Annotated in this window: 23 protein-coding genes and 1 pseudogene; 6 read left to right on the forward strand and 18 right to left on the reverse strand. The window is 67.2% G+C overall.

The genetic code is table 11. From position 1 onward, the window contains the following. The first annotated feature begins 2 nt into the window (after positions 1-2). Positions 3-437 carry a DoxX family protein gene (locus tag AC1D2F_RS00140; protein ID WP_229991897.1) on the forward strand — a complete coding sequence of 145 codons (435 nt, stop codon included), beginning with the start codon at positions 3-5 and terminating at the stop codon, positions 435-437. A gap of 163 nt (positions 438-600) precedes the next feature. Further along, positions 601-1,575, forward strand: coding sequence for an acyl-CoA thioesterase (locus AC1D2F_RS00145; RefSeq protein ID WP_229991896.1), 975 nt, complete (start codon positions 601-603; stop codon positions 1,573-1,575). Between the two features lie 6 nt (positions 1,576-1,581). Here AC1D2F_RS00145 and dnaB read toward each other — a convergent pair whose 3' ends face one another. Beyond that, the gene (gene dnaB, locus AC1D2F_RS00150) at positions 1,582-2,967 is read right to left on the reverse strand and encodes a replicative DNA helicase (protein ID WP_091560661.1); all 1,386 of its coding nucleotides are present in this window, start codon (positions 2,965-2,967) and stop codon (positions 1,582-1,584) included. A gap of 739 nt (positions 2,968-3,706) precedes the next feature. Between dnaB and AC1D2F_RS00155 the strand changes: the two genes are divergently transcribed. Together AC1D2F_RS00155 and AC1D2F_RS00160 are read left to right on the forward strand one after the other, a co-directional pair. Beyond that, positions 3,707-4,174 (forward strand): hypothetical protein, encoded by a 468-nt coding sequence (locus AC1D2F_RS00155; protein WP_229991895.1) that lies wholly within the window; start codon positions 3,707-3,709, stop codon positions 4,172-4,174. 3 nt (positions 4,175-4,177) lie between these two features. After that, positions 4,178-4,750, forward strand: a complete 573-nt coding sequence (locus AC1D2F_RS00160) for a hypothetical protein (RefSeq protein WP_476965967.1) — start codon at positions 4,178-4,180, stop codon at positions 4,748-4,750. A gap of 81 nt (positions 4,751-4,831) precedes the next feature. Here the strand turns inward: AC1D2F_RS00160 and AC1D2F_RS00165 are convergent, their stop codons facing one another. Both AC1D2F_RS00165 and AC1D2F_RS00170 read right to left on the reverse strand, forming a co-directional pair. Beyond that, positions 4,832-5,257 (reverse strand): TFIIB-type zinc ribbon-containing protein, encoded by a 426-nt coding sequence (locus AC1D2F_RS00165; RefSeq protein WP_229991893.1) that lies wholly within the window; start codon positions 5,255-5,257, stop codon positions 4,832-4,834. A 67-nt stretch (positions 5,258-5,324) separates the two neighbouring features. After that, complete coding sequence (locus AC1D2F_RS00170; protein WP_476965968.1) at positions 5,325-5,954, reverse strand: FMN reductase; 630 nt, start codon at positions 5,952-5,954, stop codon at positions 5,325-5,327. Positions 5,955-6,093: 139 nt separating this feature from the next. On the opposite strand from AC1D2F_RS00170, the pseudogene AC1D2F_RS00175 reads away from it, so the two are divergent. Beyond that, positions 6,094-6,497: pseudogene (locus AC1D2F_RS00175) on the forward strand (DUF1801 domain-containing protein). Positions 6,498-6,588: 91 nt separating this feature from the next. Here the strand turns inward: AC1D2F_RS00175 and rplI are convergent. The 4 genes from rplI to rpsF all read right to left on the reverse strand — a co-directional run bounded on the left by rplI (position 6,589) and on the right by rpsF (position 8,360). Next, positions 6,589-7,041, reverse strand: a complete 453-nt coding sequence (gene rplI, locus AC1D2F_RS00180) for a 50S ribosomal protein L9 (protein ID WP_229991890.1) — start codon at positions 7,039-7,041, stop codon at positions 6,589-6,591. A gap of 17 nt (positions 7,042-7,058) precedes the next feature. Continuing rightward, positions 7,059-7,298: a 30S ribosomal protein S18 gene (rpsR, locus tag AC1D2F_RS00185; protein ID WP_003800144.1), complete on the reverse strand. Its 240-nt coding sequence runs from the start codon at positions 7,296-7,298 to the stop codon at positions 7,059-7,061. 125 nt (positions 7,299-7,423) lie between these two features. Further along, positions 7,424-7,999 (reverse strand): single-stranded DNA-binding protein, encoded by a 576-nt coding sequence (locus AC1D2F_RS00190; protein WP_229991889.1) that lies wholly within the window; start codon positions 7,997-7,999, stop codon positions 7,424-7,426. Positions 8,000-8,054: 55 nt separating this feature from the next. Then, positions 8,055-8,360, reverse strand: coding sequence for a 30S ribosomal protein S6 (rpsF, locus tag AC1D2F_RS00195; protein ID WP_090582123.1), 306 nt, complete (start codon positions 8,358-8,360; stop codon positions 8,055-8,057). A 274-nt stretch (positions 8,361-8,634) separates the two neighbouring features. On the opposite strand from rpsF, the gene AC1D2F_RS00200 reads away from it, so the two are divergent. Then, complete coding sequence (locus AC1D2F_RS00200; RefSeq protein ID WP_229991888.1) at positions 8,635-9,318, forward strand: DUF1345 domain-containing protein; 684 nt, start codon at positions 8,635-8,637, stop codon at positions 9,316-9,318. A gap of 67 nt (positions 9,319-9,385) precedes the next feature. Here AC1D2F_RS00200 and AC1D2F_RS00205 read toward each other — a convergent pair whose 3' ends face one another. From AC1D2F_RS00205 to AC1D2F_RS00255, 11 genes are all read right to left on the reverse strand, one after another. Then, on the reverse strand, positions 9,386-10,702 hold the full coding sequence (locus AC1D2F_RS00205; RefSeq protein WP_476965969.1) for a M18 family aminopeptidase: 1,317 nt from the start codon (positions 10,700-10,702) through the stop codon (positions 9,386-9,388). A 66-nt stretch (positions 10,703-10,768) separates the two neighbouring features. Next, positions 10,769-11,689 (reverse strand): intradiol ring-cleavage dioxygenase, encoded by a 921-nt coding sequence (locus tag AC1D2F_RS00210; protein WP_476965970.1) that lies wholly within the window; start codon positions 11,687-11,689, stop codon positions 10,769-10,771. A 432-nt stretch (positions 11,690-12,121) separates the two neighbouring features. After that, the gene (locus AC1D2F_RS00215) at positions 12,122-13,612 is read right to left on the reverse strand and encodes an amino acid permease (protein WP_476965971.1); all 1,491 of its coding nucleotides are present in this window, start codon (positions 13,610-13,612) and stop codon (positions 12,122-12,124) included. Positions 13,613-13,896: 284 nt separating this feature from the next. Then, a complete protein-coding gene (locus tag AC1D2F_RS00220) occupies positions 13,897-14,631 on the reverse strand; it encodes a response regulator (protein ID WP_476965972.1) in 735 nt (244 codons plus the stop codon). Beyond that, positions 14,591-15,970 carry a sensor histidine kinase gene (locus tag AC1D2F_RS00225; RefSeq protein ID WP_476965973.1) on the reverse strand — a complete coding sequence of 460 codons (1,380 nt, stop codon included), beginning with the start codon at positions 15,968-15,970 and terminating at the stop codon, positions 14,591-14,593. Before AC1D2F_RS00225 ends, AC1D2F_RS00220 begins: the two co-directional genes overlap by 41 nt. A 35-nt stretch (positions 15,971-16,005) precedes the next feature. After that, entirely contained in the window at positions 16,006-16,896 is an 891-nt protein-coding gene (locus tag AC1D2F_RS00230) for an ABC transporter permease (RefSeq protein WP_476965974.1), read from the reverse strand. A 3-nt stretch (positions 16,897-16,899) separates the two neighbouring features. Further along, a complete protein-coding gene (locus tag AC1D2F_RS00235) occupies positions 16,900-17,841 on the reverse strand; it encodes an ABC transporter ATP-binding protein (RefSeq protein ID WP_229991881.1) in 942 nt (313 codons plus the stop codon). A 149-nt stretch (positions 17,842-17,990) separates the two neighbouring features. Further along, positions 17,991-19,487 (reverse strand): bifunctional phosphatase PAP2/diacylglycerol kinase family protein, encoded by a 1,497-nt coding sequence (locus tag AC1D2F_RS00240; RefSeq protein WP_364746618.1) that lies wholly within the window; start codon positions 19,485-19,487, stop codon positions 17,991-17,993. Between the two features lie 52 nt (positions 19,488-19,539). Further along, positions 19,540-20,727: an MFS transporter gene (locus tag AC1D2F_RS00245; RefSeq protein WP_229991879.1), complete on the reverse strand. Its 1,188-nt coding sequence runs from the start codon at positions 20,725-20,727 to the stop codon at positions 19,540-19,542. Then, positions 20,724-21,497, reverse strand: a complete 774-nt coding sequence (locus tag AC1D2F_RS00250; RefSeq protein ID WP_229991878.1) for a DeoR/GlpR family DNA-binding transcription regulator — start codon at positions 21,495-21,497, stop codon at positions 20,724-20,726. The genes AC1D2F_RS00245 and AC1D2F_RS00250 overlap by 4 nt, the downstream gene beginning before the upstream one ends. A 129-nt stretch (positions 21,498-21,626) precedes the next feature. Beyond that, positions 21,627-23,309, reverse strand: coding sequence for an ABC-F family ATP-binding cassette domain-containing protein (locus AC1D2F_RS00255; protein WP_229991877.1), 1,683 nt, complete (start codon positions 23,307-23,309; stop codon positions 21,627-21,629). Between the last annotated feature and the right edge of the window lie 10 nt (positions 23,310-23,319).

Genomic DNA, 23,319 nt, shown 5'->3' on the forward strand with positions numbered 1-23,319 from the left:
TAATGAACCAGCCCGCACTGACCACCTCCGCCCGGACCATCCTGCGCGTCATCACGGGCTTCCTGTTCGCCGCCCACGGCTGGCAGAAGTTCAACGAATTCACCATCGCCGGCACCCAGGCGGCTTTCTCCCAGATGGGCGTCCCGGCAGCCCAGGCGGTGGCCCCCTTCGTCGCCACCCTCGAACTCGTCGGCGGGGTCGCACTGATCCTGGGCGTCCTCACCCGGGTCTTCGCCGCCCTCCTTGCGCTGGACATGCTCGGCGCCCTGTTCCTGGTCCACGCCTCCGCCGGCGTCTTTGTCGCCACCGGCGGCTACGAGCTGGTCCTGATCCTGGCCGCCGCCGCCCTGGCCGTGGCCCTTGTCGGCGCGGGCAAGCTCTCCGCTGACCGGGCCCTCTTCGGCCGCAGCAACTCGAAGCTCAGCGTCCTCGCCTAAGGCTTCGCCAAAGGCAATCAGCGAACGACGGCGGGCAGTCACCCTTGGTGACTGCCCGCCGTCGTTCGTGCCACCGCCTGACACTGTCCCGGTTATGGCGTCCCGGACAGCGATTGTGTCGCCTGCCGGCGGCTCCTGCCGGGCCTTTCAGTAAACTCGCAGCATGAGCGAGAACGCGCCCAATTCCGTGACCCTGCGCTTCCTGGCGGCCCCCACCGATGTCGGCCACAGTGGCTCGGTCGACGCCGGCACCGTGCTCGAGTGGGTGGACAAGGCGGCCTATGCCGCCGCCGTCGGCTGGGCAAAGTCGTACTGCGTGACGGCCTACGTGGGAAACATCCACTTCGCGGACCCGGTCAACAGCGGCGACATGGTGGAGGTCGAGGCCACGATCGTGTACACCGGGCGCTCTTCGATGCATATCCGCACCGTGGTGTCCTCAGGGGACCCCAAGGGCGGAGCTGCCACCATGCGCAGCCAGTGCATCGTGATCTTCGTGGCAGTGGGCGCAGACGGCAAGCCCATCCCGGTGCCTCAGTTTGAACCCGTGACGCCGGAAGAAATCGAGCAGCGGGACGACGCTCTGGCCCGGATCAAGGTCCGCGAGGACATCGTCCAGGCCATGAGCGGACAGGAATATACCGACGCCGGCACGGCCGAGCGGGTGGTGCTGCGGTTCATGGCGGCGCCCACGGACGTGAACTGGGGCGGCAAGGTCCACGGCGGCATCGTCATGAAGTGGATCGACGAGGCCGCTTACGTCTGCGCGTCCCGCTACTGCGGGAAGGACACCGTGGCCGTGTTCTCCGGCGGCGTGCGGTTCTACCGGCCGCTGCTGATCGGCCACGTCGTGGAGGTCGAGGCCCGGCTGGTCTACACCGGCACCAAGGGCATGCACATCGCTGTCCATGTCCGGTCCGGAGATCCCAAGGGGCGCGAGCTGAACCTCACCACCTACTGCCTGACAGTCATGGTCGCCCGCGACGAGACCGGCACCTCGGTCCCGATTCCGCAGTGGGTACCGGTGTCCGGGGAAGACGTCCGGCTCCACGCCCATGCCCGCGAACTGCTGGAAATCCGCGGCCGGGCGCCGGGAAACCGGCTGCCCAACCACCTGCTCGCGGCAGGCGGGGCCTAGGGCCGGCTAGAAGCCGCCGCCACCGCCGGCGTCGGCCGCCATGTTGGCAAACCGCGAGTAGTGGCCCTGGAAGGCCACCACAATGTCCTTTGTGGGGCCGTTACGGTGCTTGGCGATCAGGATGTCCGCCTCGCCGGCGCGGGGGGACTCCTTGTCATAGACGTCTTCGCGGTGCAGCAGAATCACCATGTCGGCATCCTGCTCGATTGAGCCGGATTCGCGCAGGTCCGAGACCATGGGCCGCTTGTCCTGGCGCTGCTCGGAGCCACGGTTCAGCTGCGACAGCGCGATCACCGGCACCTGGAGTTCCTTGGCCAGGAGCTTGAGGGCGCGGGAGAACTCGGAGACTTCCTGCTGGCGGGATTCCACCTTCTTGCCCGAGCTCATGAGCTGCAGGTAGTCCAGGATCACGAGCTTGAGATCATGCTGCTGCTTCAGGCGCCGGCATTTGGCCCGGATTTCCATCAGCGACATGTTGGGGCTGTCATCGATGAACAGCGGGGCATCGTTCATGCGGCCCATGGTGGTGGCGATCTTGGACCACTGCTCGTCTTTGATGGTGCCCTTGCGGAGGTCCTGGAGACCAATGGTTGCCTCGGCGGACAGCAGGCGCATGGCGATCTCGTTGCGGCCCATTTCGAGGGAAAACATGACGGTTGCGAGGTTGTTCTTGATGGCTGCCGAGCGGGCGAAGTCCAGCGCGAACGTGGATTTGCCGACTGCCGGGCGGGCGGCGATAACGATCATCTGGCCCGGATGCAGGCCGTGGGTCAGTTCGTCGAGCTCATAGAAGCCGGTGGGGACGCCCACCATGCCCTCGCCCCGGTGGCCCGAGGCCTCGATCTCGTCAACGGTGGATTCCATGACGTCCTTGAGGACCACATAGTCCTCGGCGGTCCGGCGTTCGGCGACGGCGTAGACCTCGGCCTGGGCCTGGTTGACCAGGTCTTCGACCTCGCCGTCCTGTCCGTAGCCGAGCTGGACAATCTTGGTGCCGGCATTGACGAGGCGGCGCAGGACCGCGCGTTCGCCCACGATTTCGGCGTAATAACCGGCGTTCGCGGCCGTGGGGACGGTCTGGATGAGTTCGTGCAGGTAGGCGGGGCCGCCGATCCTGTTGATTTCGCCGCGCTTGGTCAGCTCGTCCGAGACCGTCACGGCGTCAGCCGGTTCGCCCCGGCCGTAGAGGTCGATGATGGCCTCGTAAATGGTTTCGTGGGCCGGACGGTAGAAGTCCTGGCCACGCAGGATCTCGACGACGTCGGCGATGGCGTCCTTGGACAGCATCATGCCGCCCAGGACTGACTGCTCCGCGGGGATGTCCTGCGGGGGCTTGCGGCTGCCCTCGCCTCCCCGCGTACCCTCGACTGAGTCCAGATGCGTAACTGACAAAACTGCCGTCCTTCATTGTGTGCCGTGGCGGATATCCGTTCGCCGCAGCGCGTGTGCCCAGTGCCTTAATGCCCTGCGCCTTGATGCCCAACAGCCGTGATGCCCAACAGCCGTGATGCCCAACAGCCGTGTTGCCCAACTGCTGTGATTCCCGATGCTGTGATGCCCAGCGGCAAAGCCCGGCACATGCCGGCCGCTCAATTCTTATCAGTCAGCTCCGACAGTTCGCGCCGATCCGACACCGCCGTTATCCACAGCGTTGGTGCGGCTTGTGTGCCACCGGGATCCGGGGACGGGGCCCCGGTTGGCATCACCTGGCTACCGCAGGATTTCCGCTTCCCAGGCCCGATATCCTGCAACGTTATCCGCCGATCGGTCAGGCACCAACCCGGCAGCCCCGCTCCCCTGTGGATAACCTGTGCACTAGTGCCAGATGCTTGTGCACAGTCTGTGGGTAGAGCTGTGGATAGAAAGAAAGTTAAGCCCGAAATCCGTACTTGACCTGCGGAAACATTGGATTCATCTTGTGGACACAAAACATTTTTCGCCAAGCTTCATCCACAGCCTGCACCTTGCAGCTGGGGATACACTGCGGCGCCGGAGGCCACATTTGCCGCCCAATGTGCACATTTTGTGACCGGACTCATGCCGCCGCACCGAATTGACGCCAGCCGCAGCGCACTGTACGCGCGGTGCGGAACATGCTGTGGATAACCGCAATCTGGCATAAGCTCTAAACATGGGCGATGTACTGATAGTCATGTTGCCTGCCCTCATTCTGGCGGCGGTGCTGTGGGCGGTGACCACAGCCCTGAAGCCGCGGAATTTCGGCATCTCCGACGCCGAGCGCTATCAGCGGGAACTGGCGGTAAAGTCCCTGGCCCACTACGCGGCACAGGTCCAGGCTGCCGAGGCTGCCCGCGCCCGGGTTGAAGCCACCACGCGCCCCAGCCAGAACTCCCAGCAGCAGACGCAGCAGGCCGACAATGCCCGCTCCGCCCTGCTGGCCAAGATCGGCTCCGCCCCCTCGCGGAGCCGCCACGGCCACGAGGACGCCCTGCTCGCCGTCGGACACCTGAGTCCCCAACTCCTCCTGCAACTCCAGTCACTGGCCCGCGACGGCCAGAAGACGAAGGCCGCCCGGCTCCTGCGGCAGTCGACCCACTCGGACTTCAAGACCGCAAAGAATTACGTAGAACGGCTGTAGCACATGGACTCCCTGCTCATTCCCGTACTGATCCTGGTGCTCGTGGCCGCCGGCGTGCTGATCGCGGTCCGCGCCTGGAGCCGCCGCGGCGAACGCTCCAGGCCGGCACCCATGCCACAGCAGGACCCCGGCTCGGCGGAGCTGGCGCGTGCGGCGGCCGCCAGGCTCACCCAGGAGCAGCACCGGCGGCTATACGCTCTGATCGCGCAGGGGCAGGCGATGGCCGCCATCAAGGTGTACCTCGAGGCCACAGGCGAGGGCCTGCGGGCGTCCCGCGACGCCGTCGCGGCGCTGGCGGCGCACCCCCAGCCGTTCCGCGCCCCGGAGCCCGCGCCGGAGGCCGTTCCGGACGAGGACGACGTGCCGCAGCGGTTCGCGTACCGCTACCGGGCGATCGCCAGCAAGGGTGATGTCACACGCGAGGTGAGCAGCAACATGCTCAATGATGAGATCTACGGGAGGATCCGCACCCTGGCCAAGAGCGGCGACACCGAGGCCGCAGCGACAGCCCTGACCCGCCACTCGGATATTTCCATGAAGCAGGCCAGGGAATTTATTGCATTGCTGGGCGACTGAGAGCCATAGGGCCCGGGCCCCGTTCATCCATCCCGCTGGTCCTACCCGGTAGGTTCCGCGCTGGCAGGTAGTTTCCCAGGCCTAGAAATCGAACAGGTCCCCCAGCCAGCTTTCCTTTTTCTTGGGACGGCGGCGGTCGTCGTAACGCGGCTGCTCATACCGCGACTGATCTGGGCGCGACTGATCTGGGCGCGGACGGTCGCGGCGCTCATCGTACCTGCGGTCGTCATAGCGGCGGTCATCCGGGCGCCGGTCATCCCGGCGCGGGTCGAAGTTGTACAGCGGCGGCGGAATGTGGCCAGGCGCCGTAGGTGGGAACGCAGCAGGCGGGAGCGCAGTCGGCGGCAGCGGCGCGGCGGGGACGGCTGCTGCCGGGCCCAGGGACTCCGCCGCACGGTCGATGATCTTGTCCAGCTCCCCCCGGTCCAGCCACACTCCCCTGCATTTGGGGCAGTAATCGATCTCCACACCGCTGCGTTCACTCATGATCAGGTCAATAGAATCCACGGGACACTTCATGTCCCGGACAACGAGCGGGCCGCCGAAAAGGTTCGGGCGGCCCGGTGTGCAGAGCCTACCGCTGGCCGGTGATCCCGGCGAGCAGCTGCTCAAACGGCAGGGATTCCAGCGCGGCCGGCTTCTGCTGCGGCCCTGAGTCCTGCAGCAGGCCGACAAACTCCCCCGCCGCACGGTCCACGCGCACCGAGAGCGGCGAGCCGCCGTCGTCGTCGTTGTTTCCCCAGTCCTGCGGTCCGGCGAAGACCGCGGTGGCGGCGATCCGGGTGCGCAGGTAGGTGAAGAGCGGCCGCATCGCGAAGTCCAGCACCATCTGGTGCCGGTCCGTGCCGGCGGTGGCCCCGAGCAGAACGGCCTTGCCTTCCAGTGCCTTGGGATCGAGCACGTCGATGAAGGACTTGAAAAGCCCGCTGTAGGAGGCGCTGAACACAGGGCTGACGGCGATCACACCGTCGGAGGCCTCGACGCCGGCGATCACTTCGGCCAGCCGCGGAGCCGCGTAGCCGGTCACGAAGTTGTTGGCGATGTCCACGGCCAGGTCCCGCAGCTCCACGACGTCGATGTCCACGGCGTAGCCGGCCGCGGCGAGCTGCCGTTCAGCCGACGCCGCCAGCTGGTCCGCCAGCAGGCGGCTCGAGGAGGGGACGCCGAGTCCGGCGGAGATAACGGTGATACGGCGGGTTTCCACGGAGTGCTCCTAAGTTGAATCCTGGTAGCAACGCTGTTACATGCGTTTGCATCTACCTCTAGAAGCGGTGGATGCCTGGATTTATTCCCGGACACACGCCTTGCCTGACAGGAGTGCCGCGCTCTGCCAGACTGCCCTCATGGCTGAAAACAAAACGCAGGCCACCGGCGCCTCGGTGGAGGAGTTCCTGGCCGGCGCGGCGACGGGTTCCGCCTGCTGGCGCTGATGTCCGGAATCACGGGGGAACCGGCGCAGATGTGGGGTCCGACAATTGTGGGGTTCGGCCGCTACCACTACAAGTACGCGAGCGGCCGGGAGGGCGACGCCGCGGCGGTCGGATTCTCCCCCAGGAAATCCAGCCTGTCGCTCTACGGCCTCACGTACGGACCGGAGGCCGCCGAACTGCTCGGCAGGCTGGGCAAGCACAAGGTCGGCGCCGGCTGCCTGTACGTCAACAAGCTCGACGACGTCGACGAGGCCGTGCTGGCGGAACTGATCCGGCTCGGCTACCGGCATGTCACCACGATGCTGCACCACGCCTAGTTTTTTAAAGCAGAAGGCCCCCGCCTTCGGTCCCTCAGAGGGAACCGGAGGCGGGGGCCTTCCCGCAGTTCAGGACTGCAGCCGGTGAGGGCTACTTGCCTGCGATTACGTCGAGTTCGATCACAGCGGAAACGTCGTCGTGCAGACGGACGTTTGCCTGGTAGGAACCGGTCGACTTGATGTGTGCCGGCAGTTCAACCTTGCGCTTGTCGATGCGGCCCAGGCCAGCGGCCTCAACAGCGTCGGCGACGTCGCCCTGCTTGACGGTGCCGAACAGGCGACCGGTTGCGCCGGCCTTGACGATCAGCTTGACCGGCTTGGCGGAGAGTGCAGCGGCCTGCTTCTGAGCGTCTTCCAGGGAAGCGTGCTCGCGGGCAACGCGGGCAGCCTTGATGGACTCAACCTGCTTCTCGCCACCCTTGGACCAGGTCAGGGCGAAGTTGCGGGGCAGCAGGTAGTTACGTGCGTAACCGTCCTTGACCTCGACAACATCGCCAGCAGCACCGAGACCGGTTACTTCGTGGGTCAGAATGAGCTTTGCCATGTTAGTTAATCCCTTCCTTAGCCGCGGCCAGCGCCGGAGTAAGGCAGCAGAGCAACTTCGCGGGCGTTCTTGATTGCCTGGGCGATCTTGCGCTGTTCCTGCACCGTGACGCCAGTGACGCGACGGGCGCGGATCTTTCCGCGGTCGGAGATGAACTTGCGCAGCAATGCTACGTCCTTGTAGTCGATGACAGTGATGTCAGCGGCCTTCAAGGGGTTGGACTTTGGTTTGGGCTTACGGAGTTCAGCCTTAGCCATCGTGGAGCTCCTATTCGATGGAGCCCGTGGATATTGATCCACGGGATGGTGGTGATCCGGCGCGGTCTGCACCCGGCCGCCTTGCGGCGTCCAGGCGGTTTTCGTTGCCGGACCTTAGATGTTGTTTAGAAGGGAGGTTCGGAATCCGGGCCGTTGCCCCAGCCGCCACCGGCATTGCTGACCCCGGGCGTGGCCCACGGGTCTTCCTGCGCGGCGGGCTGGTTGCCGCCCCATGTTCCACCGGTGTTGCCGCCCTGGTTTGCACCCTGGCCGCCACCGAAGCCACCGCCGCTGTTGCCGCCGCCGAAGCCACCCTGTCCACCCTGACCGCCGGAGCGCTGGGTGCGGTTGACCTTGGCATTGGCGTAGCGCAGGCTCGGGCCGATTTCATCGACCTCAAGCTCGATAACGGTGCGCTTCTCGCCTTCTTTTGTTTCGTAGGAACGGCTCTTCAGGCGGCCGGAGACGATCACGCGCATGCCCTTGGTCAGGGATTCGGCGACGTTTTCGGCTGCTTCGCGCCAGACCGACGCGCGGAGGAACAGGGTTTCCCCGTCCTTCCACTCATTGGACTGCCGGTCGAAGGTGCGGGGAGTAGACGCGATGGTGAAATTCGCTACGGCCGAACCGGACGGTGTGAACCTGAGTTCGGGGTCATTGGTGAGGTTACCGACAACCGTGATAGTGGTTTCGCCTGCCATCTACTGCCTCCTTGTGCGTTCCTGCGGGGATGAAGATTGAAGGTTGGCTGCTGAATTACTCAGCAACAACTTTCTGCTCTTCGGGGCGGGTGATCTTGGTGCGCATGATGGTCTCGTTGAGACTCAGCTGGCGGTCAAGTTCCTTGGCGGTAGCCGGCTCAGAGGTGAAGTTCACCACGGCGTAGATACCTTCGGACTTCTTCTGGATTTCGTAAGCCAGGCGACGACGGCCCCAGATGTCAACCTTTTCGATGGTTCCACCATCGTTGGTGATGACGTTCAGGAACTTCTGAAGCGACGGCTCAACGGCACGCTCTTCGACCTCGGGGTCGATGATTACCATCAATTCGTAAGGACGCATATGTGAACCCACCTCCTTTGGGCTAAGCGGTTACGGCATTTCCGTAACAGGAGGTTCATTTGCGGTGTCATGCAATGCCCGGCCGCCGGAACAGTGGCAGGGCGCAGCACAGACTTCAATATCTTAGTGCATTGGGGCTGGTTTCGGCGATTCCTGATGGGGCCACGCTAGCCCGGGCTTGCCGGGGGCGGAACTGGGCAGGGCGCTGATGTGGAAAACCGCCGCACGGCCGGCGGTCGGGGAGCCGGCGTGCGCTCTGTGCCATGATCTGAAAATGGACACCGACACCGATGCCACCGCCGTGCCCCCACCGATCCGCCGCAGCCGCCTGCGCTTTGCGGTCATGATGCTGGTCGGCGTGCTCGCTGCGACGGTCACCGGGCTGGCAGGGTACTGGGTGGAGGCCCCGGCGGTCGGCTGGTCCTGCGCCGCGGCATGCTACGTGATCTGGGTCTGGCTGGTGATCGGCCGGCTGGACCCCATCGAAACCATGGCCCATGCCACGGCGGAGGACCCGTCCCGCAGCGTCACCGACCTGCTGATCCTGGCCACGAATGCGGCGAGCCTCGTCGCGGTGGCCGCCGTCGTTATCGATTCGCACAGCACCGACACCTGGGCGCGCTTCGGCGGCGGGCTTTTGGTGCTGTCCTCGGTGGCGCTGTCCTGGCTGCTGGTCCAGACCCTGTTCACGCTGCGCTATGCCGAGCTTTACTACAGCACCGACGCCCATGCGGGGGCGGCGGTTGGCGGGATCAACTTCAACCAGGCCGGCCCCCCGCAGTACACGGATTTCGCCTACCTGGCCACGAGCCTGGGAATGACGTACCAGGTCTCTGACACCGCCCTGGAAAACCATGGCGTGCGGGCCGAGGCGCTCAAGCACAGCCTGCTGTCGTATATTTTCGGGACCATCATCCTGGCCGCCACACTCAACCTTGTGGTTGGGCTGACCGTCTAGGGCCGCTAGGCCCGTTCAGGGCCGTCTAGGGCCGGCCATGGCGCCTCAACCCCTCATTGACCCGCGGTTACGCCGCCGTCCGGAAAAACGTCCGGGTGACCGTGGCCAGCCAGTGCGGGTCCTGGACTCCGCAGAGCTCGCGCGCCGAGTGCATCGACAGCAGGGGCACGCCGACGTCGACCGTCCGGATTCCCAGCCGGGTGGCCGTCAGCGGACCGATCGTCGAGCCGCACGGCATCACGTTATTGGAGACGAATTCCTGGTACGGAATCCCGGCGTCCGTGCACAGCCGCGCCCAGAGGGCGGCCCCGGCGGCGTCGGTCGCGTAGCGCTGGTTGGCATTGATCTTTAGCAGCGGCCCGCCGTTGAGGACCGGCCGGTTGGCGGGATCGTGCCGCTCCGGATAGTTCGGGTGCACGGCATGGCCGGCGTCCGCCGAAACGCAGAACGACGCCGCGAACGCCTGCCGCCGCTGGCTCGCCGAGGCTCCGAGTCCGTCGGATATCCGCACGAGGACGTCTTCGAGGAGGGGCCCGCACGCGCCGGATCGGGACGCTGATCCGATTTCCTCATGGTCGAAGGCGGCCAGCACGGCGATCGGCGCACCGTTTGGCAGCGGCGTGGCGGCGTGCGCGATCAACGCCGTGAGTCCGGCATGGGTCGCTGAGAGGTTGTCGAGCCGGCCGGAGGCGAAGAATTCACCCCGCGCGCCGAACACCGCCGGGGCCTGGGTGTCCGCAATGACGACGTCGTACCCGCCGATCTGCGCCGGATCCACCGCGGCATCGCTGACCCTGTCCGCGAGGAGCCCGAGCAGGTCCTCGCCGGCGGGATCGCCCAGGCCAAAGACCGGGTTCATGTGCTGCTGCTTGTCCAGGGCGAGGCCTTCATTTACGGCCCGGTCAAGGTGGATGGCGAGCTGCGGGAAGCGCAGCAGCGGGCCTGTGGCCGTGAGGTGCTGTCTGCCGTCGCGCATGACGAGCCGGCCGGCGAGCTGGAGTTCGCGGTCCAGCCAGGAGTTCAGGAGGGGCCCGCCGTAGACCTCGACGCCGGCCTGCAGCCAGCCGAACTTGCCCGTAGTGGGTTTCGGCTTGAGTTTGAAGGACGGCGAGTCCGTGTGGGCGCCGAGGATGTTGAAGCCCGTGATCGGTCCGGCGCCTGACGGCACCACCCAGGCGATGAGGGCGCCGTCGCGGATCACATAGAACTTGCCGGCAGCGGCGGCTTGCGGCTCCGGCCAGGCCTGCAGTTCTTCCAGGCCCGTGAAGCCCGCCGCCTCCAGCCGGCGCGCGGCTTCGTGGACGGCGTGGAAGCTCGACGGCGACGCGCTGACGTACGCGCCGAGGTCCTGGATGTGCTCTACGGCAGTGCTCGGTGTTGGCATGGCTCCGAGTCTAGCCCGGCACGCACAGGGCCCCGGGCGTGCCGGGCGTGCCGGGCGCCGCCTTGCCTAGACGGTGACGTTGAGGCCGGCGGCGTAGCCCGCGGCTACCGAGCCGCTCATCGTGGCCAGCTGGTAGATACCGCCGTCGTTGCCGAAGACGTTGTCGGATTTCAGCGTGGTGCGGGGGAAATTCTGTGCACTGGATTCATAGCCGGCCGACGCGTAGACCTCCTTGCAGGCTGCCTCGGTCAGCGCGATCTGCGACACCGCCAGAACCCGGCCGGCCGCCGTCGCCTTGTTCATGGACTCGAACACTTCGAAGTGGATGTGCGGCCAACGGCCGCTGTAGGCGCCGGGGTAGATGGTCGTGAACGTGACCTGCCCGTTGGCGTCGGCCTCCTGGACGCCGCGGAGGTAGTTCTCGTTCTGGAGCCCGGAATCGTACATGGAGTATCTGCCCTCGCGGTCACAGTGCCAGGCGTAAACGGCGGCGCCGGCCAGCGCGGTGCAGCCGTTGGCGTTGTCCAGCAGGGTCAGCGTGACGGTCAGCGGAATGCCCTCGGCCGTACTGGTGGAGGTCCCGAAGCTGGACGTCATGTCCTGGCGGACCACGCCGGAAGCCTCGAGGACGTTGGGCCCGTTGGATCCGTCACCGGGGTAGGGGCCGGCGGTTTCCTGCGGGATTTCAATGCCGCATTCGGCGATCGCACGGGTCAGGGCCGGTGTGGCCGATGACGAGGCGGACGCCGCTGCCGCGGCCGACGTCGTTGCTGTCGCGGGCGCTGCTGCCGCCGAAGTCGCTGCGGCCGGGGCCGACGTCGAACTGCCGCTGGTGCCGCCAGGGGTGCAGGCCGCCAGGGCGGCGGCCGTGCCCGCGCCGAGGAACATGCCCAGGGATCGGCGGCTCACGAGGGTGGAGAGATCGAATTCCAGGCCGCGGTCATGGTTGGGGTGCGGCTCGTGCGGGGGCTGGGGCCTATTTGTCATAACCCCATCGAACCCGGCAGCGCTATGGGCTGGCTAGTCCCTTCCTGTGAAACGGCTGTGCCGCGGCTGGACATGCCCTCCCTTCGGGCCGGGGAATGGACATGTCCCCGGGGCAGGCATGGGCATGCCCTCCCCTCGGGCCGAGCAGTGGACATGGTGGCGCTATGTCCACTCGTGGGAGCAGAGGGAGGGCATGTCCGGATTTCAGACCTCAGAAAAGGCTCTCTGACCACGGCCAAGATCGGACATGTCCCTTCTCGGTACCGCCGGACATGCCCTCCCCTCCGCCAGGGGAATGGACATGTCCCCGCGGCAGGCATGGGCATGCCCTCCCCTCGGGCCAAGGCATGGACATAATGCCACTATGTCCGCTGGTTGGCGCCGGGGGAGGGCATGTCCGGTGGTCCGGGGCCGCCGAGCGAGTCCTGGAAGCTATGCCCCCGGTCGGGCGCCCACCGTGGCGTCCTCGGCACGAGCCACAGTGGCGTCCTCGGCAGCTTCAGCCTGGGCCTCAGCAGCTTCGGCGCTCCCGGCAGGAGCCTCGGCGACACCTGCTGCGGGAACGGTGGCCTTGGAGCCGTTCCTGCGGTAGCGGAAGACCCCGATCCCCACCACGACGGCGGCGAGAGCCAGCGAGAGCAGGAGTGATTCCCGCGTGGATTCCAGGATCACCATGCCGATCAGCAGGGCCACGATGCTGACGATCGACACCCAGGTCAGGTACGGGAAGAGCCACATTTTCAGCTGGAGATCCTTGGCGGCGGCGCCCATGCGGCGGCGCAGGATCAGCTGGGAGGCGGCGATCACGAGCCACACGAACAGGGCGATAGCGCCGGAAGTGTTGACCAGGAACAGGAAGACGGTGTCCGGGGCGATGTAGTTCAGGCCGACGGTGATGAAGCCGACCACCGTGGAGGCCAGTACCGCGGAAGAAGGCACGCCGCGCTTGGAAATCCGCATCCATGACTTGGGGGCATCGCCGCGGCGGGAGAGCGAGAACAGCATGCGGCTGGCGGTGTAGAGGCCCGAGTTCAGGCAGGAGAGCACAGAGGTCAGCACCACAATGTCCATGATGGTTCCGGCGCCGGGGATGCCGAACAGCTCGATGACCGCAACATAGGGGCTCTTGGCGACCGAGGCGGAGTTCCAGGGCAGCAGGGTGACCACAATGGCGATGGAGCCGATGTAGAAGACGAGGATGCGCCAGACAGTGGACTTCACGGCCTTCTTGACGGCGTCGACCGGGTTTTCGGATTCACCGGCGGCGATGGTGGCGATCTCCGCGCCGAAGAACGAGAACACGACCACGAGGATGCCGGCCAGGACGGCGCCGGGACCGTTGGGCATGAACCCGCCGTTGCCGATCAGGTTGTCCAGACCGGGTGCCGGAACGCCGGGGATGAGGCCGAGGATCGCGGCGGCGCCAAAGAGCAGGAAGAGCACGATTGCCGCCACCTTGATGGAAGCGAACCAGAACTCGAACTCGCCGTACGACTTCACGGACCCGAGGTTCGTCAGCGTCAGCAGTACCATCAGGGCAAGCGCCCACACCCACTGGTCGATGCCGGGGACCCAGCGGTGCATGATCGCGGCCCCGGCCGTGGCCTCGATGCCGAGGACAATGATCCAGAACCATGCGTAGAGCCAGCCGATGCTGAACCCGGCCCAGCGGCCCAGGGCCTTGTCCGCGTAGGTGGAGAATGAGCCGGTCTCCGGGTTGGCCGCAGCCATCTCGCCCAGCATCCGCATCACGAGGATGACGACGAGTCCCGCCGCGGCGTAGGCAACCAGGATGCCCGGGCCGGCCTGCTGGATCGCCGCACCGGAACCGACAAACAGTCCGGCGCCGATCACGCCGGCGATGGCGATCATGGACAGATGCCTGGGTTTCAGGGATTTTGAGAGCTGCTGGTCAGCGGGCATGGAAGCGCCGTCCTTCGTGGGGGTTCAGGCCCGCTCTTTGCCGGCACGGAATCGAATCCCTGCTGTGCGGCGGACCACAATGTCGTTTCACACTAGACCGCGCGGCACAGGCCCCGTCTTGTGCAGTCCCACAAATGACGGCCCGCGAGACCGGGCCATCCCCCAACAGGGAGGCCATCAGCGTAACTAAAGTTGCCTCATAGGCAACTCGGCAATGTGCCTGAAACCACTGCTTCAGGCCTACCCGCCGGTAGCCGGCTCCCACGGCCGGCGGGCCGTTCCCGTCAGTAGTCTGCGTTGCTCGGCACCACGAGGCCGGTCTCGTACGCGTACACGACGGCCTGGACACGGTCGCGGAGGTGGAGCTTGGTCAGGATCCGGCGCACGTGCGTCTTGACGGTGGCCTCGGACAGGAAGTACCTGTGCGCGATTTCGGCGTTGGAGAGCCCCTCCGCCATCGCCCCGAGCATCTCGTTTTCGCGGGGCGTCAGGTCCGCCAGCAACGGATCCCTCGCCGGGCGTGCCGGGCTGCCGGCGCGCTGTCCGCCGCCGTCCGCCCCGGCGGGATCCATGCCGGCTCCGGCGCCGCGGACGTAGGTCTCCAGCAGCCGCTGCGTAACGCGCGGGGCCACCACTGCGTCGCCGCTGGCCACCACCCGCACCGCGCTGATCAGTTCCGCCGGCGCCACGTCCTTGAGCAGAAAGGCCGAGGCCCCGGCCCGCAGCCCGGCAAAGGCGTATTCATCGAGGTCAAAGGTGGTCAGGATGATGATCTTGGCGTCCGAATCCGAGGCCGCGATGGCCCGGGTGGCCTCGATCCCGTCCAGCACCGGCATCCGCACGTCCATCAGGACGACGTCGGGCGCGAGCTCCCGGACGTGGCTGACCGCTTCGGCACCATTGGATGCCTCGCCCACGGTGCACAAATCATCTTCGCCCTCCAGGATGAGCCGGAAGCCCATCCGAAGCAGCGGCTGGTCATCCACCAGCAGAACGCGTACCGGTCCTTTGTCGAGCATTGTTCCCCCCTGTATCCGTGGCATTCTCGCCATTGCAGTTCAGTTCCGCGTGCACGCGCCAGCCGCGCTCACCAGTGCGCCCGGCGTGTACAGTGCCTGCGTAAATCCTGGCCCGCTCCCGCATCCCGGCGATTCCATGCCCGGTGCCGAAGGTATCCAGTGAGTCGGGCTTCGCCTGCGCGGCGGCCCCGGCACTGCCGGGGTCAACGGTGCCCCTGCCGTCGTCGACCACTTCGATGGTGACGCGGGAACCGTTGCGGACAATGCTGACGTCCACGCGGCTGAGCGCACGGCCGTAGCGCAGCACATTGGTCAGCGACTCCTGCACAATCCTGTAAACGGTCAGCTGGAACGCCGCATCGGAGGGCAGGGACGGGCCGGTGTGCGTGTAGTGCAGCGGCAGTCCCGCGGTGCGGAAACCCTCGAGCAGTGTGGCCAGGCTGCCTCCGGCCACCAGCGGCTCGCGCGGGGCGTGTCCTGTGGCGGCGTCCTCGCGCAGCACGCCGAGCACGCGGCGCATGTCGGCCAGCGCGGTGCGTCCCGTCCGGGAGAGTTCGGCCAGGACGCCGGCGGCGCGCGCCGGATCCTTCTTGACCACGACGGCGGCGCCGTCCGAAAGGCTGATCATGACCGTCAGCGAGTGCGCCACGACGTCGTGCATTTCGCGCGCGATCCGGTTCCGTTCCGTGACCGAACCGAGCTGCTGGGCCCGGGCGGCCCATGCGGCGATCTCGTACTCGTGCTCGCGACGCTGCCGCACCGAGATCCCGATCCCCGTGGCGATCACGTTGGAGAGCGTGATGCCGATGCCCGCCGCGATGCCCGTGAGCAGCTGGAAATTCTCCGGCGTGCGGACCGCCATGTCCGGGAGCCGCCCGTCCAGCGGACCAACGGCCAGCAGGAAGTACAGGAGCAGGAGCGGGGCGGTGGTCAGGGCCAGTGTTGCAAGGGCGAACCGCCGCGTGCGGACGACGGCGACGGCGTACAGCGAAAACCAGAGCCCGGCGGAGACATTGGATCCCCACGGATGCAGGAAGGTGACGGCCAGTTCCAGTGCCGCCACGGCGGCAGCCACCCGCACGGGATAGGCCCGCCGGAAGAGCAGGACGGGCGCGGCCGCGGCGAGCAGGACGGCCACCGGCCAGTCGCCATGCAGGATCGACTCGATGGCCGTCGGCGTGACCAGGACCAGGTAGCAGAGCACCACCAGGACATCCATGACTCGCGGATTGGCCAGCAGGTAGCGCCGGAGCCGGCCGCGGCGGCGGGCGGTGAGTTCGGCGAGGGACGCGTCGGCCGGTCCGGCCGACGCGTCCCTCACAGGTACTGCATCGATCATGCTCTGAGCCTAGACGCTGGGCCTGTGGGCCCGGCTTAGACGTCCCGCTTCTTGAGCAGGATGGCGGCCAGGAGCACCGGGACCACAACCCAGGCGCCCAGCACCAGGCCGGCCTGCCAGGCCTCGAGCGTGTCCGGGACGTGCTCCACGGCGGTCAGGGGATCCACGGTGTTGCCGGGCAGGTACTTGCGGGCCTCCACGAAGAAGTCGCCCGGAATGAGTTGGAAGGCGATGGGCGCCACGAAGAACAGGCCGACCAGGCTCATGATGCCGCCCGCCGAGTTGCGGATCAGGGTGCCCAGCGCCATGCCGATCGCCGCGACCGCCGCCACATAGATGCTGTTGACAACGAGCAGCTTGACCGACTGCGAGCTGCCCAGGTCCAGGCCGAGGCCGTAGTTATCCAGGATCGGCACCGACACCAACCCGGCCACCAGGGTGGAGGCGCCGGTGATGACGAAGGAGGTCAGCACTACCACCACGAGCTTGGCCGCGAACGCCGGAATCCGTTTGGGCACTGCCGCGAACGTGGACCGGGCCATGCCCGTGGTGAACTCGGAGCTCATCAGCAGCACACCGAGGGAGCCCAGGATCAGCTGGGCAAACGCGATGCCGGAAGTCGGCACGCTGACGGCGATGTCGCCGCCCTGCGCCGCGAGCCTGGCGGCCACCTCAGGGTCCTGGGCCGCCGCCTCGGAGAACTGGCCGGTCCCCCAGGCCGAAAGGGCCCCGAACCCGACCATGACGACCACTGTGGAGCCGAGCAGGATCAGCGTGGAGAGCAGGGTGCGGAACTTGATGAATTCGGAGTTGAGGACCCGCAGGAAGCTGGGGCCGGGGCCGGAACTGCTGCCGTTTCCGGACCGCTGCGCGCGGGATTCGGCGCCGCGGGGCGATGGCGTGGATTCAACGGTTGTGGAGCTCATGGCTTAGTTGCCTCCGGCTTCGACGGGAACGGCGCCCGTGGTGATCAGCGAGTGGTATTCGACCTCATCCTTGGTCAGCTCCATATAGGCCTCCTCGAGGCTGGCCTGCAGCGGGGTGAGTTCGTAGATCATGACGTGGTTCTCCAGCGCTGCGGTGGCGATCTGCCGCGGGTCCAGGCCTGTGACTTCGAGGAGCTCGCGCTCCTGGGCCTCCACGGAGACGCCGGTTCCGGCCAGCAACTGCATGAGCCGGTCCGGCTGGTCTGTGCGGACCCGCGTGCGGCCCTGGCCCTTGCCGGTGATGATTTCCTGGATCGGGGCGTCCGCAATGATCCTCCCGCGGCCAATCACGATCAGATGGTCCGCCGTGACGGCCATTTCACTCATGAGGTGGCTGGAGAGGAAGACCGTGCGGCCCTCGGAGGCCAGATACTTCACCAGGTTCCGGACCCACACCACCCCTTCCGGGTCGAGACCGTTGACGGGCTCGTCCAGGATGACGGTCTGCGGGTCGCCCAGGAGCGCGGCGGCGATGCCCAGCCGCTGGCCCATGCCCAGTGAGAAGCCGCCGACCTTCTTGCGGGCCACCTCGGCCAGCCCGGTCATTTCAATGACTTCGTGGACCCGCTTCTTGGGGATGCTGTGGGTCGCGGCCATGGCCAGCAGGTGGTTGTAGGCGGAGCGGCTCGTGTGGACGGCCTTGGCGTCGAGCAGCGCGCCGACATCGCGCAGCGGCGCGGCGTGCCCGGTCAGCGGCGACCCGTTGACGGTCACTGAGCCCGACGTCGGCCGGTCCAGTCCCATGATCATGCGCATGGTGGTGGATTTTCCGGCCCCATTCGGACCCAGGAAGCCGGTGACCCGGCCGGCTTCGACGGTGAAGTTGACGCCGGCGACGGCGGTCTTGTCGCCGTAAACCTTGGTCAGGCCTCGTGCTTCGATCATGGAAGCTTTCCTTTGCGTAGCGGGAGATTATCCGGGGCTCCGCAGTCACGGGCCCGTCTGCACACCACGCTACCGAGGCCGGCGGCGTATTTCGCCGGTCTCAGGGATGATTCAGGGGCCAATCAGGGTAGTCCGGGAGGATGACAGGCTCAGTCGAGGGGCGAGTAGTAGGTCAGGGCGTCGCGGCGGACCGTGAACTCCACGCTCCGCACTCCTGGCATGACCTCCCCGTCGACGGCGAGGACCATGGGCCCGTTCCCGGGTTCCACCGTGATCCGGTCCGTTTCGCTGAGGTGGGTGATCCCGGAAGTGGCCACGGTGCCCGTGAGCACGGCCCAGAGCAGCCGCAGCCGGGCAAACGGCTCATCGGCAGTAATCATCCGCAGGTCCAGGACCCCGTCCGCCAGCACGGGGCGCACCAGCGGCGCGTGGTCGCTGGGGTAGTAGCGGCCGCGGCCGATATACAGGATCCACAGCCGGTGCCGCACCCCGTTGACGATCAGGGTGGTGGGGGTACCGGCCGCGAAGGTCCGGAACATGGCCACCACTCCGGCCAGGGGTTTTCCCAGAGCCGGCTGGAGCTGTTCGCGCCGGCGGACCAGGTTCGGGTAGAGACCGATGCTGGCCGTGTTGAGCATGATCAGTTCGAGGTGCTCCGGGCTGTCGGGGAGCCCGCGTTCGACACTCACGTGGCCGATGTCGGCCACTGCGGCCTCGCCGTGCGAGGCCGCCTGCACCGCCGCCCCCAGCGTGGGCGTCCCGGCGTCGCGGGCAAAGTGGTTGAGCGTTCCGCCGGGGAGCACCAGCAGCGGGAGGGAGCGTTCGACGGCGGCGGCCGCCGCGGCGCCCACGGTTCCGTCGCCGCCCCAGACGCCCAGGGCCGCAATGCCCGGCCGCGTCGCGACCTCGGCGATGCCCGCGTCAACGGCCTCATCATGCCCAATTTTCTTTATATACGCTTTGGGGAATGTTTTTTGCAGGGCGTCAACGGTCTCGTCGGCATAGGACCCGCCGAGGGTGTTGACGGCGATGCAGAGACCCTGTCCGTCCGGGAGTTCCGCGGCCCGGACGGCGCCACGGCGGGTTTCCGGGAAGGGCGGCCGGACGGGCCACCACTTCCGCGTCACCATGGCCGCGCCGGCGCCGATCGCGGAACCGAACAGCACATCCGAGGGCCAGTGGGCCCCGGTGTGGACCCGGGAGTAGGCCACCCCGGCCGCGACGGGGGCCAGCGCCGCACCGAGTGCCGGCCGGACCATGCCGACTCCGAGCGCGAAGGCCACCGCGGAGGCCGAATGGCCCGAGGGCATCGACGAACTCGTCGGCTGCGGATTGACGAAGCGGAAGACCGGAAGGTGTTCGGGCAGGGGCCGCGTCCGGGGCAGGAGGGTCTTGAACACCACGTTCGTGACTGCCGAGGCCACGCCTTGGGCCAAGAGCCCATGCAAGGCTGCCCGGCGCGTCCTTCCGGGCACCAGGGCCATGGCTCCGGCGACGCCGAACCAGAGTTTGCCTTTGTTGGCGGCGGCGGAGAGACGGCGGAAGAACTCGTCATGGCCTCCGCCCGGCAGATTGGAGACGGCGCGCACCAGTTTGAGGTCGAATTTCGACAGGCGGCCGGGGGCCTTCCTCAGCATGGTTCGCATTTGACCACCATACTGCCGGACGGCCCGCCGGAGGCAAGGGCGCGGCGGGCACCTACCTCGCGCGCAAGGGCTTCGCGGCGCCGGCGAGCACCAGGGCCACCAGAATCGGAATCCCGATCGCCAGCAGGGCGGCCCTGATACCGGTGACATCGCCCAGGTAGCCCAGCAGCGGCGGCCCGGCGAGGAAGGCAATGTAGCCCAGCGTGGACACGACGGACACCCGGGCGGCCGCCTTCCGGGGGTCATCCGCCGCGGCGGACATCCCGATCGGAAATGCGAGGGCGGCGCCCACGCCCCAGAGCACGGCGCCGGCAGCGGCCAGCCAGATGGTGCCGGCGAACACGAAGAGGCAGAGGCCCGCGGCTGCCGCGGCCATGCTGGCGCGCAGCACAGCCACGCGGCCGTAGACGTCGATCGCGCGGCCGCCGAAGAAGCGCATGGCGGTCATTGCCAGCACAAAGGCGGCGAACAGCAGCGCCCCCGTGGATTGTTCAGCGCCCAGGCCGTCAACCGCGGCCTTGGCAATCCAGTCATTGCCGGCGCCTTCAGTCAGGGTGGCGCCGAGAACGACGACGCCGATCAGCAGCGTGCGCCCGTCCCGCCAGGCCGACCCGCCCTTGCCGTGGTCCGGGTCCCCCGCGGCGGGCGCCGCGGCGGGCAGATGGGGCAGGAAGTACCGCGGGGCCACCGTGGTCAGGACGGCGACGACGGCGGCTATGACCAGCAGATGCTCCGGGAGCCCGACCCCCAGGGTGGACAGGCCGGCGCCGATCAGGGCCCCGATGAATGCGCCGCCGCTGAAGGCCGCGTGGAACTGCGGCATGATGGTGCGCCCGAGCCGGTGCTCGACGTCGGCACCTTCAATGTTCTGCGAAACATCCCAGAGCCCGACGCCGATCCCGAAGAAGAACAGGGCAATCGCCGTCCCCGGGACGGAGGCCGCCATCAGGGACAGCGCGACGCCGACGCCGGCCGCCGCGGCCACAAGTCCGGCGCTCCGGACGGTGTTGGCGGTGCCGATCCGGCCGACGACAAACCCGGCCGTGGGCAGGGCGATCAGCGAGCCGACCGCCAGGCACAGCAGCAGCGTTCCCATCTGGCCCGCGGTGATGTGCAGGATCTCTGTCACCGCGGGGATGCGGGCAGCCCAACTGGCGAAGACTAATCCGTTGATCCCGAAGACAAGGAAAGTCGCCCCGGTGGCAGCCTTCAGTTGCGGGACGGTTGCGGTACTGGTCATACGATCACTGCTTCCACCGAGCGTTGTGAGAGTTGGTCAAGTTCTTCCAGGCTGAGCTGCCGGTCGGTCACGACGGCATCGACGGCGTCCAGGGATGCGACGAGGGCGACGGCGCTGGCGTTCCATTTGGATCCGGCGCAGGCGACGATCACCCGGGCCGCGGATTCCAGGCCAGCGCGCTTGACGGCGGCGTCGTCGAGATCGTGGGCCAACAGCCCGTCCTTGAGGTTCAGGGCGCAGGGCGTGACCACGGCGGCGTCGAAGCGCAGCGAGCGGATGTTGGATTCCGTCATGGGCCCGCGGAAAGACAGTTCACCGGGAACGAGGCTGCCGCCCGGCATCAGGAGCTCGGGGCGGCGGCCGGCAGGCACATCGTCCAGGGACAGCGCGGTGACGGCTCGCAACGACATCGGCATGATCGTCATCTCGCGCTGGCGCAACTGGCGGGCGATCTCCGTAGCGGTGGTGCCGCTGTCCAGCCAGACGTGACTCCGGTCCTGGAGCATGGCCGCCACACCGGCGGCGATCCTCACCTTGGCGGTGTGGTCCTCCAGCTCGCGCTGCCCGTATTGGGGGTTTTCACCGCCGAAAACCAGGCTCTTGGCTCCGCCGTGGACCCTCCGCAGCACGCCGTGCAGGGCCAGGATGTCGAGGTCGCGCCGGATGGTGGCACCGGAGGCGCCGCAGGCGGCCATCAGGTCGTCCACCGTCACCTGCTCGCGGTTGCGAAGCAGTCCGCCGATCAGGCGGTGCCGCTCATCAGTGTTCATGATCAAATGCTAACGGTTTGTGATCATTTAATCATTTGTTGCGCGACCCAAAGAGCAAACGCGGGGTCACTTGGCGCCCCAGAAACCCCTCGGGGATGGGCGTTAAGTGACGCCGCGTTGCTTGTTGGCTTAGCGGGCGCGCTCGACGCGCTTTTCGTCCCAGACCGGTTCGGCGGACTCGTAGACCCTGCCGTCGGAGCCGAAGACCAGGAAGCGGTCGAAAGTGCGGGCGAACCAGCGGTCGTGGGTGACTGCCAGGACGGTGCCTTCGAAGTGGTCGATCGCCCGTTCCAGGGCCTCGGCCGAGTGCAGGTCGAGGTTGTCCGTGGGTTCGTCAAGCAGCAGCAGCGTGGCGCCGGAGAGCTGCAGCAACAGGATCTGGAACCGCGCCTGCTGGCCGCCGGAGAGGGACTCGTACTTCTGCTCGGACTGCGCTGCCAGCCCGTAGCCGTCCAGCGCCCCGGCGGCGGCTTCGCGGCCCATGCCGGAGCGGTGCTCGTCGCCCCGGTGCAGGATTTCGAGCAGGGTCTTGCCCAGCAGGTCGGGCCGGACGTGGGTCTGGGCGAAGAAGCCGGGCCGGATCCGGGCGCCGAGTTTCACGGTGCCCTCATGCGGCACCTCCGCGATCTCGACGTCGGACACCGGCAGGTGCTCCCGTTCCGGATCCGTGCCGCCGGTGGCGAGCAGGCGCAGGAAGTGGCTCTTGCCCGAACCGTTGGAACCAAGGACGCCCACCCGGTCGCCGAACCAGATCTCGGTGGAGAACGGCTTCATCAGGCCCGTCAGTTCCAGTTTCTCCGCCACGACGGCGCGCTTGGCGGTGCGCCCGCCCTTGAGCCGCATCTGCACATTCTGCTCGATCGGCAGGGCCTCGGGCGGACCGGCCTCGAGGAACTTCGCGAGCCGGGTCTGGGCCGCGTGATAGCGGTTGGCCATGTCGGAACGGAAAGCGGCCTTGTTCTTGTACATGTTGACGAGTTCCTTGAGCTTTACGTGCTCCTCGTCCCAACGCTTGCGCAGCTCCTCGAAGCGCGCGTTCCGGTCGGCCCGGGCATCCACGTAGGAACCGAAACCGCCGCCGTGGATCCAGGCCCCGGCGCCGTTGATGCCCGGTTCCAGCGTGACGATGCGGCCGGCGGCGTTGTTGAGCAGTTCACGGTCGTGGCTGATGAAGAACACGGTCTTCTTCGACTCGTTCAGCTTGGCCTCGAGCCAGCGCTTGCCCGGGACGTCGAGGTAGTTGTCCGGCTCGTCCAGGAGCAGCAGTTCGTCCGGGCCGGCGAAGAGAGCCTCGAGCACCAGCCGCTTCTGCTCGCCGCCGGAGAGGCTCGACGCCGGGCGGTGCTGCGCCCGGTCAAACGGCAGGCCGAGGGCGGCCATGCAGACCTCGTCCCAGACGGTCTCGACGTCGTAGCCGCCGGCGTCTCCCCAGTCCACGATGGCCTGGGCATAGGCCATCTGGGTGGGCTCGTCGTCGTGCTCCAGCATGGCGAGTTCTGCCTCGTCGACGGTGCGCGCGGCGGCGGCCAGGGCGGGCGGGGCGGCGGAGACCAGGAGGTCGCGGACGGTGGACTCATCCCGGACCTGGCCCACGAACTGGCGCATGATCCCCATGTTGCCGGAGCGGCCGATCACGCCTTCATCCGCAACGAGGTCGCCGGAAATGATCCGGAACAGCGTGGTCTTGCCGGTTCCGTTGGGCCCGATCAGCGCCGTCTTGGTGCCGTCGGGGACCTTGAACGTCACGCCGTTGAGCAGCTGGGTGCCGTCGGAGAGGAAGTAGTCGATGCCGGAAACGTCAATATGAGCCACGCGTTCAATC

It is taken from the genome of Arthrobacter sp. P1_B3, from assembly GCF_056406615.1.

Bases quoted from the DNA above. Each gene is read 5' to 3' on its own strand.
- AC1D2F_RS00140 (WP_229991897.1), top strand. From the start codon at position 3: ATGAACCAGCCCGCACTGACCACCTCCGCCCGGACCATCCTGCGCGTC.
- AC1D2F_RS00145 (WP_229991896.1), top strand. From the start codon at position 601: ATGAGCGAGAACGCGCCCAATTCCGTGACCCTGCGCTTCCTGGCGGCC.
- AC1D2F_RS00155 (WP_229991895.1), top strand. From the start codon at position 3,707: ATGGGCGATGTACTGATAGTCATGTTGCCTGCCCTCATTCTGGCGGCG.
- AC1D2F_RS00160 (WP_476965967.1), top strand. From the start codon at position 4,178: ATGGACTCCCTGCTCATTCCCGTACTGATCCTGGTGCTCGTGGCCGCC.
- rplI (WP_229991890.1), bottom strand. From the start codon at position 7,041: ATGGCAAAGCTCATTCTGACCCACGAAGTAACCGGTCTCGGTGCTGCT.
- rpsR (WP_003800144.1), bottom strand. From the start codon at position 7,298: ATGGCTAAGGCTGAACTCCGTAAGCCCAAACCAAAGTCCAACCCCTTG.
- AC1D2F_RS00190 (WP_229991889.1), bottom strand. From the start codon at position 7,999: ATGGCAGGCGAAACCACTATCACGGTTGTCGGTAACCTCACCAATGAC.
- rpsF (WP_090582123.1), bottom strand. From the start codon at position 8,360: ATGCGTCCTTACGAATTGATGGTAATCATCGACCCCGAGGTCGAAGAG.
- AC1D2F_RS00200 (WP_229991888.1), top strand. From the start codon at position 8,635: ATGGACACCGACACCGATGCCACCGCCGTGCCCCCACCGATCCGCCGC.
- AC1D2F_RS00205 (WP_476965969.1), bottom strand. From the start codon at position 10,702: ATGCCAACACCGAGCACTGCCGTAGAGCACATCCAGGACCTCGGCGCG.
- AC1D2F_RS00210 (WP_476965970.1), bottom strand. From the start codon at position 11,689: ATGACAAATAGGCCCCAGCCCCCGCACGAGCCGCACCCCAACCATGAC.
- AC1D2F_RS00215 (WP_476965971.1), bottom strand. From the start codon at position 13,612: ATGCCCGCTGACCAGCAGCTCTCAAAATCCCTGAAACCCAGGCATCTG.
- AC1D2F_RS00220 (WP_476965972.1), bottom strand. From the start codon at position 14,631: ATGCTCGACAAAGGACCGGTACGCGTTCTGCTGGTGGATGACCAGCCG.
- AC1D2F_RS00225 (WP_476965973.1), bottom strand. From the start codon at position 15,970: ATGATCGATGCAGTACCTGTGAGGGACGCGTCGGCCGGACCGGCCGAC.
- AC1D2F_RS00230 (WP_476965974.1), bottom strand. From the start codon at position 16,896: ATGAGCTCCACAACCGTTGAATCCACGCCATCGCCCCGCGGCGCCGAA.
- AC1D2F_RS00235 (WP_229991881.1), bottom strand. From the start codon at position 17,841: ATGATCGAAGCACGAGGCCTGACCAAGGTTTACGGCGACAAGACCGCC.
- AC1D2F_RS00240 (WP_364746618.1), bottom strand. From the start codon at position 19,487: ATGCGAACCATGCTGAGGAAGGCCCCCGGCCGCCTGTCGAAATTCGAC.
- AC1D2F_RS00245 (WP_229991879.1), bottom strand. From the start codon at position 20,727: ATGACCAGTACCGCAACCGTCCCGCAACTGAAGGCTGCCACCGGGGCG.
- AC1D2F_RS00250 (WP_229991878.1), bottom strand. From the start codon at position 21,497: ATGAACACTGATGAGCGGCACCGCCTGATCGGCGGACTGCTTCGCAAC.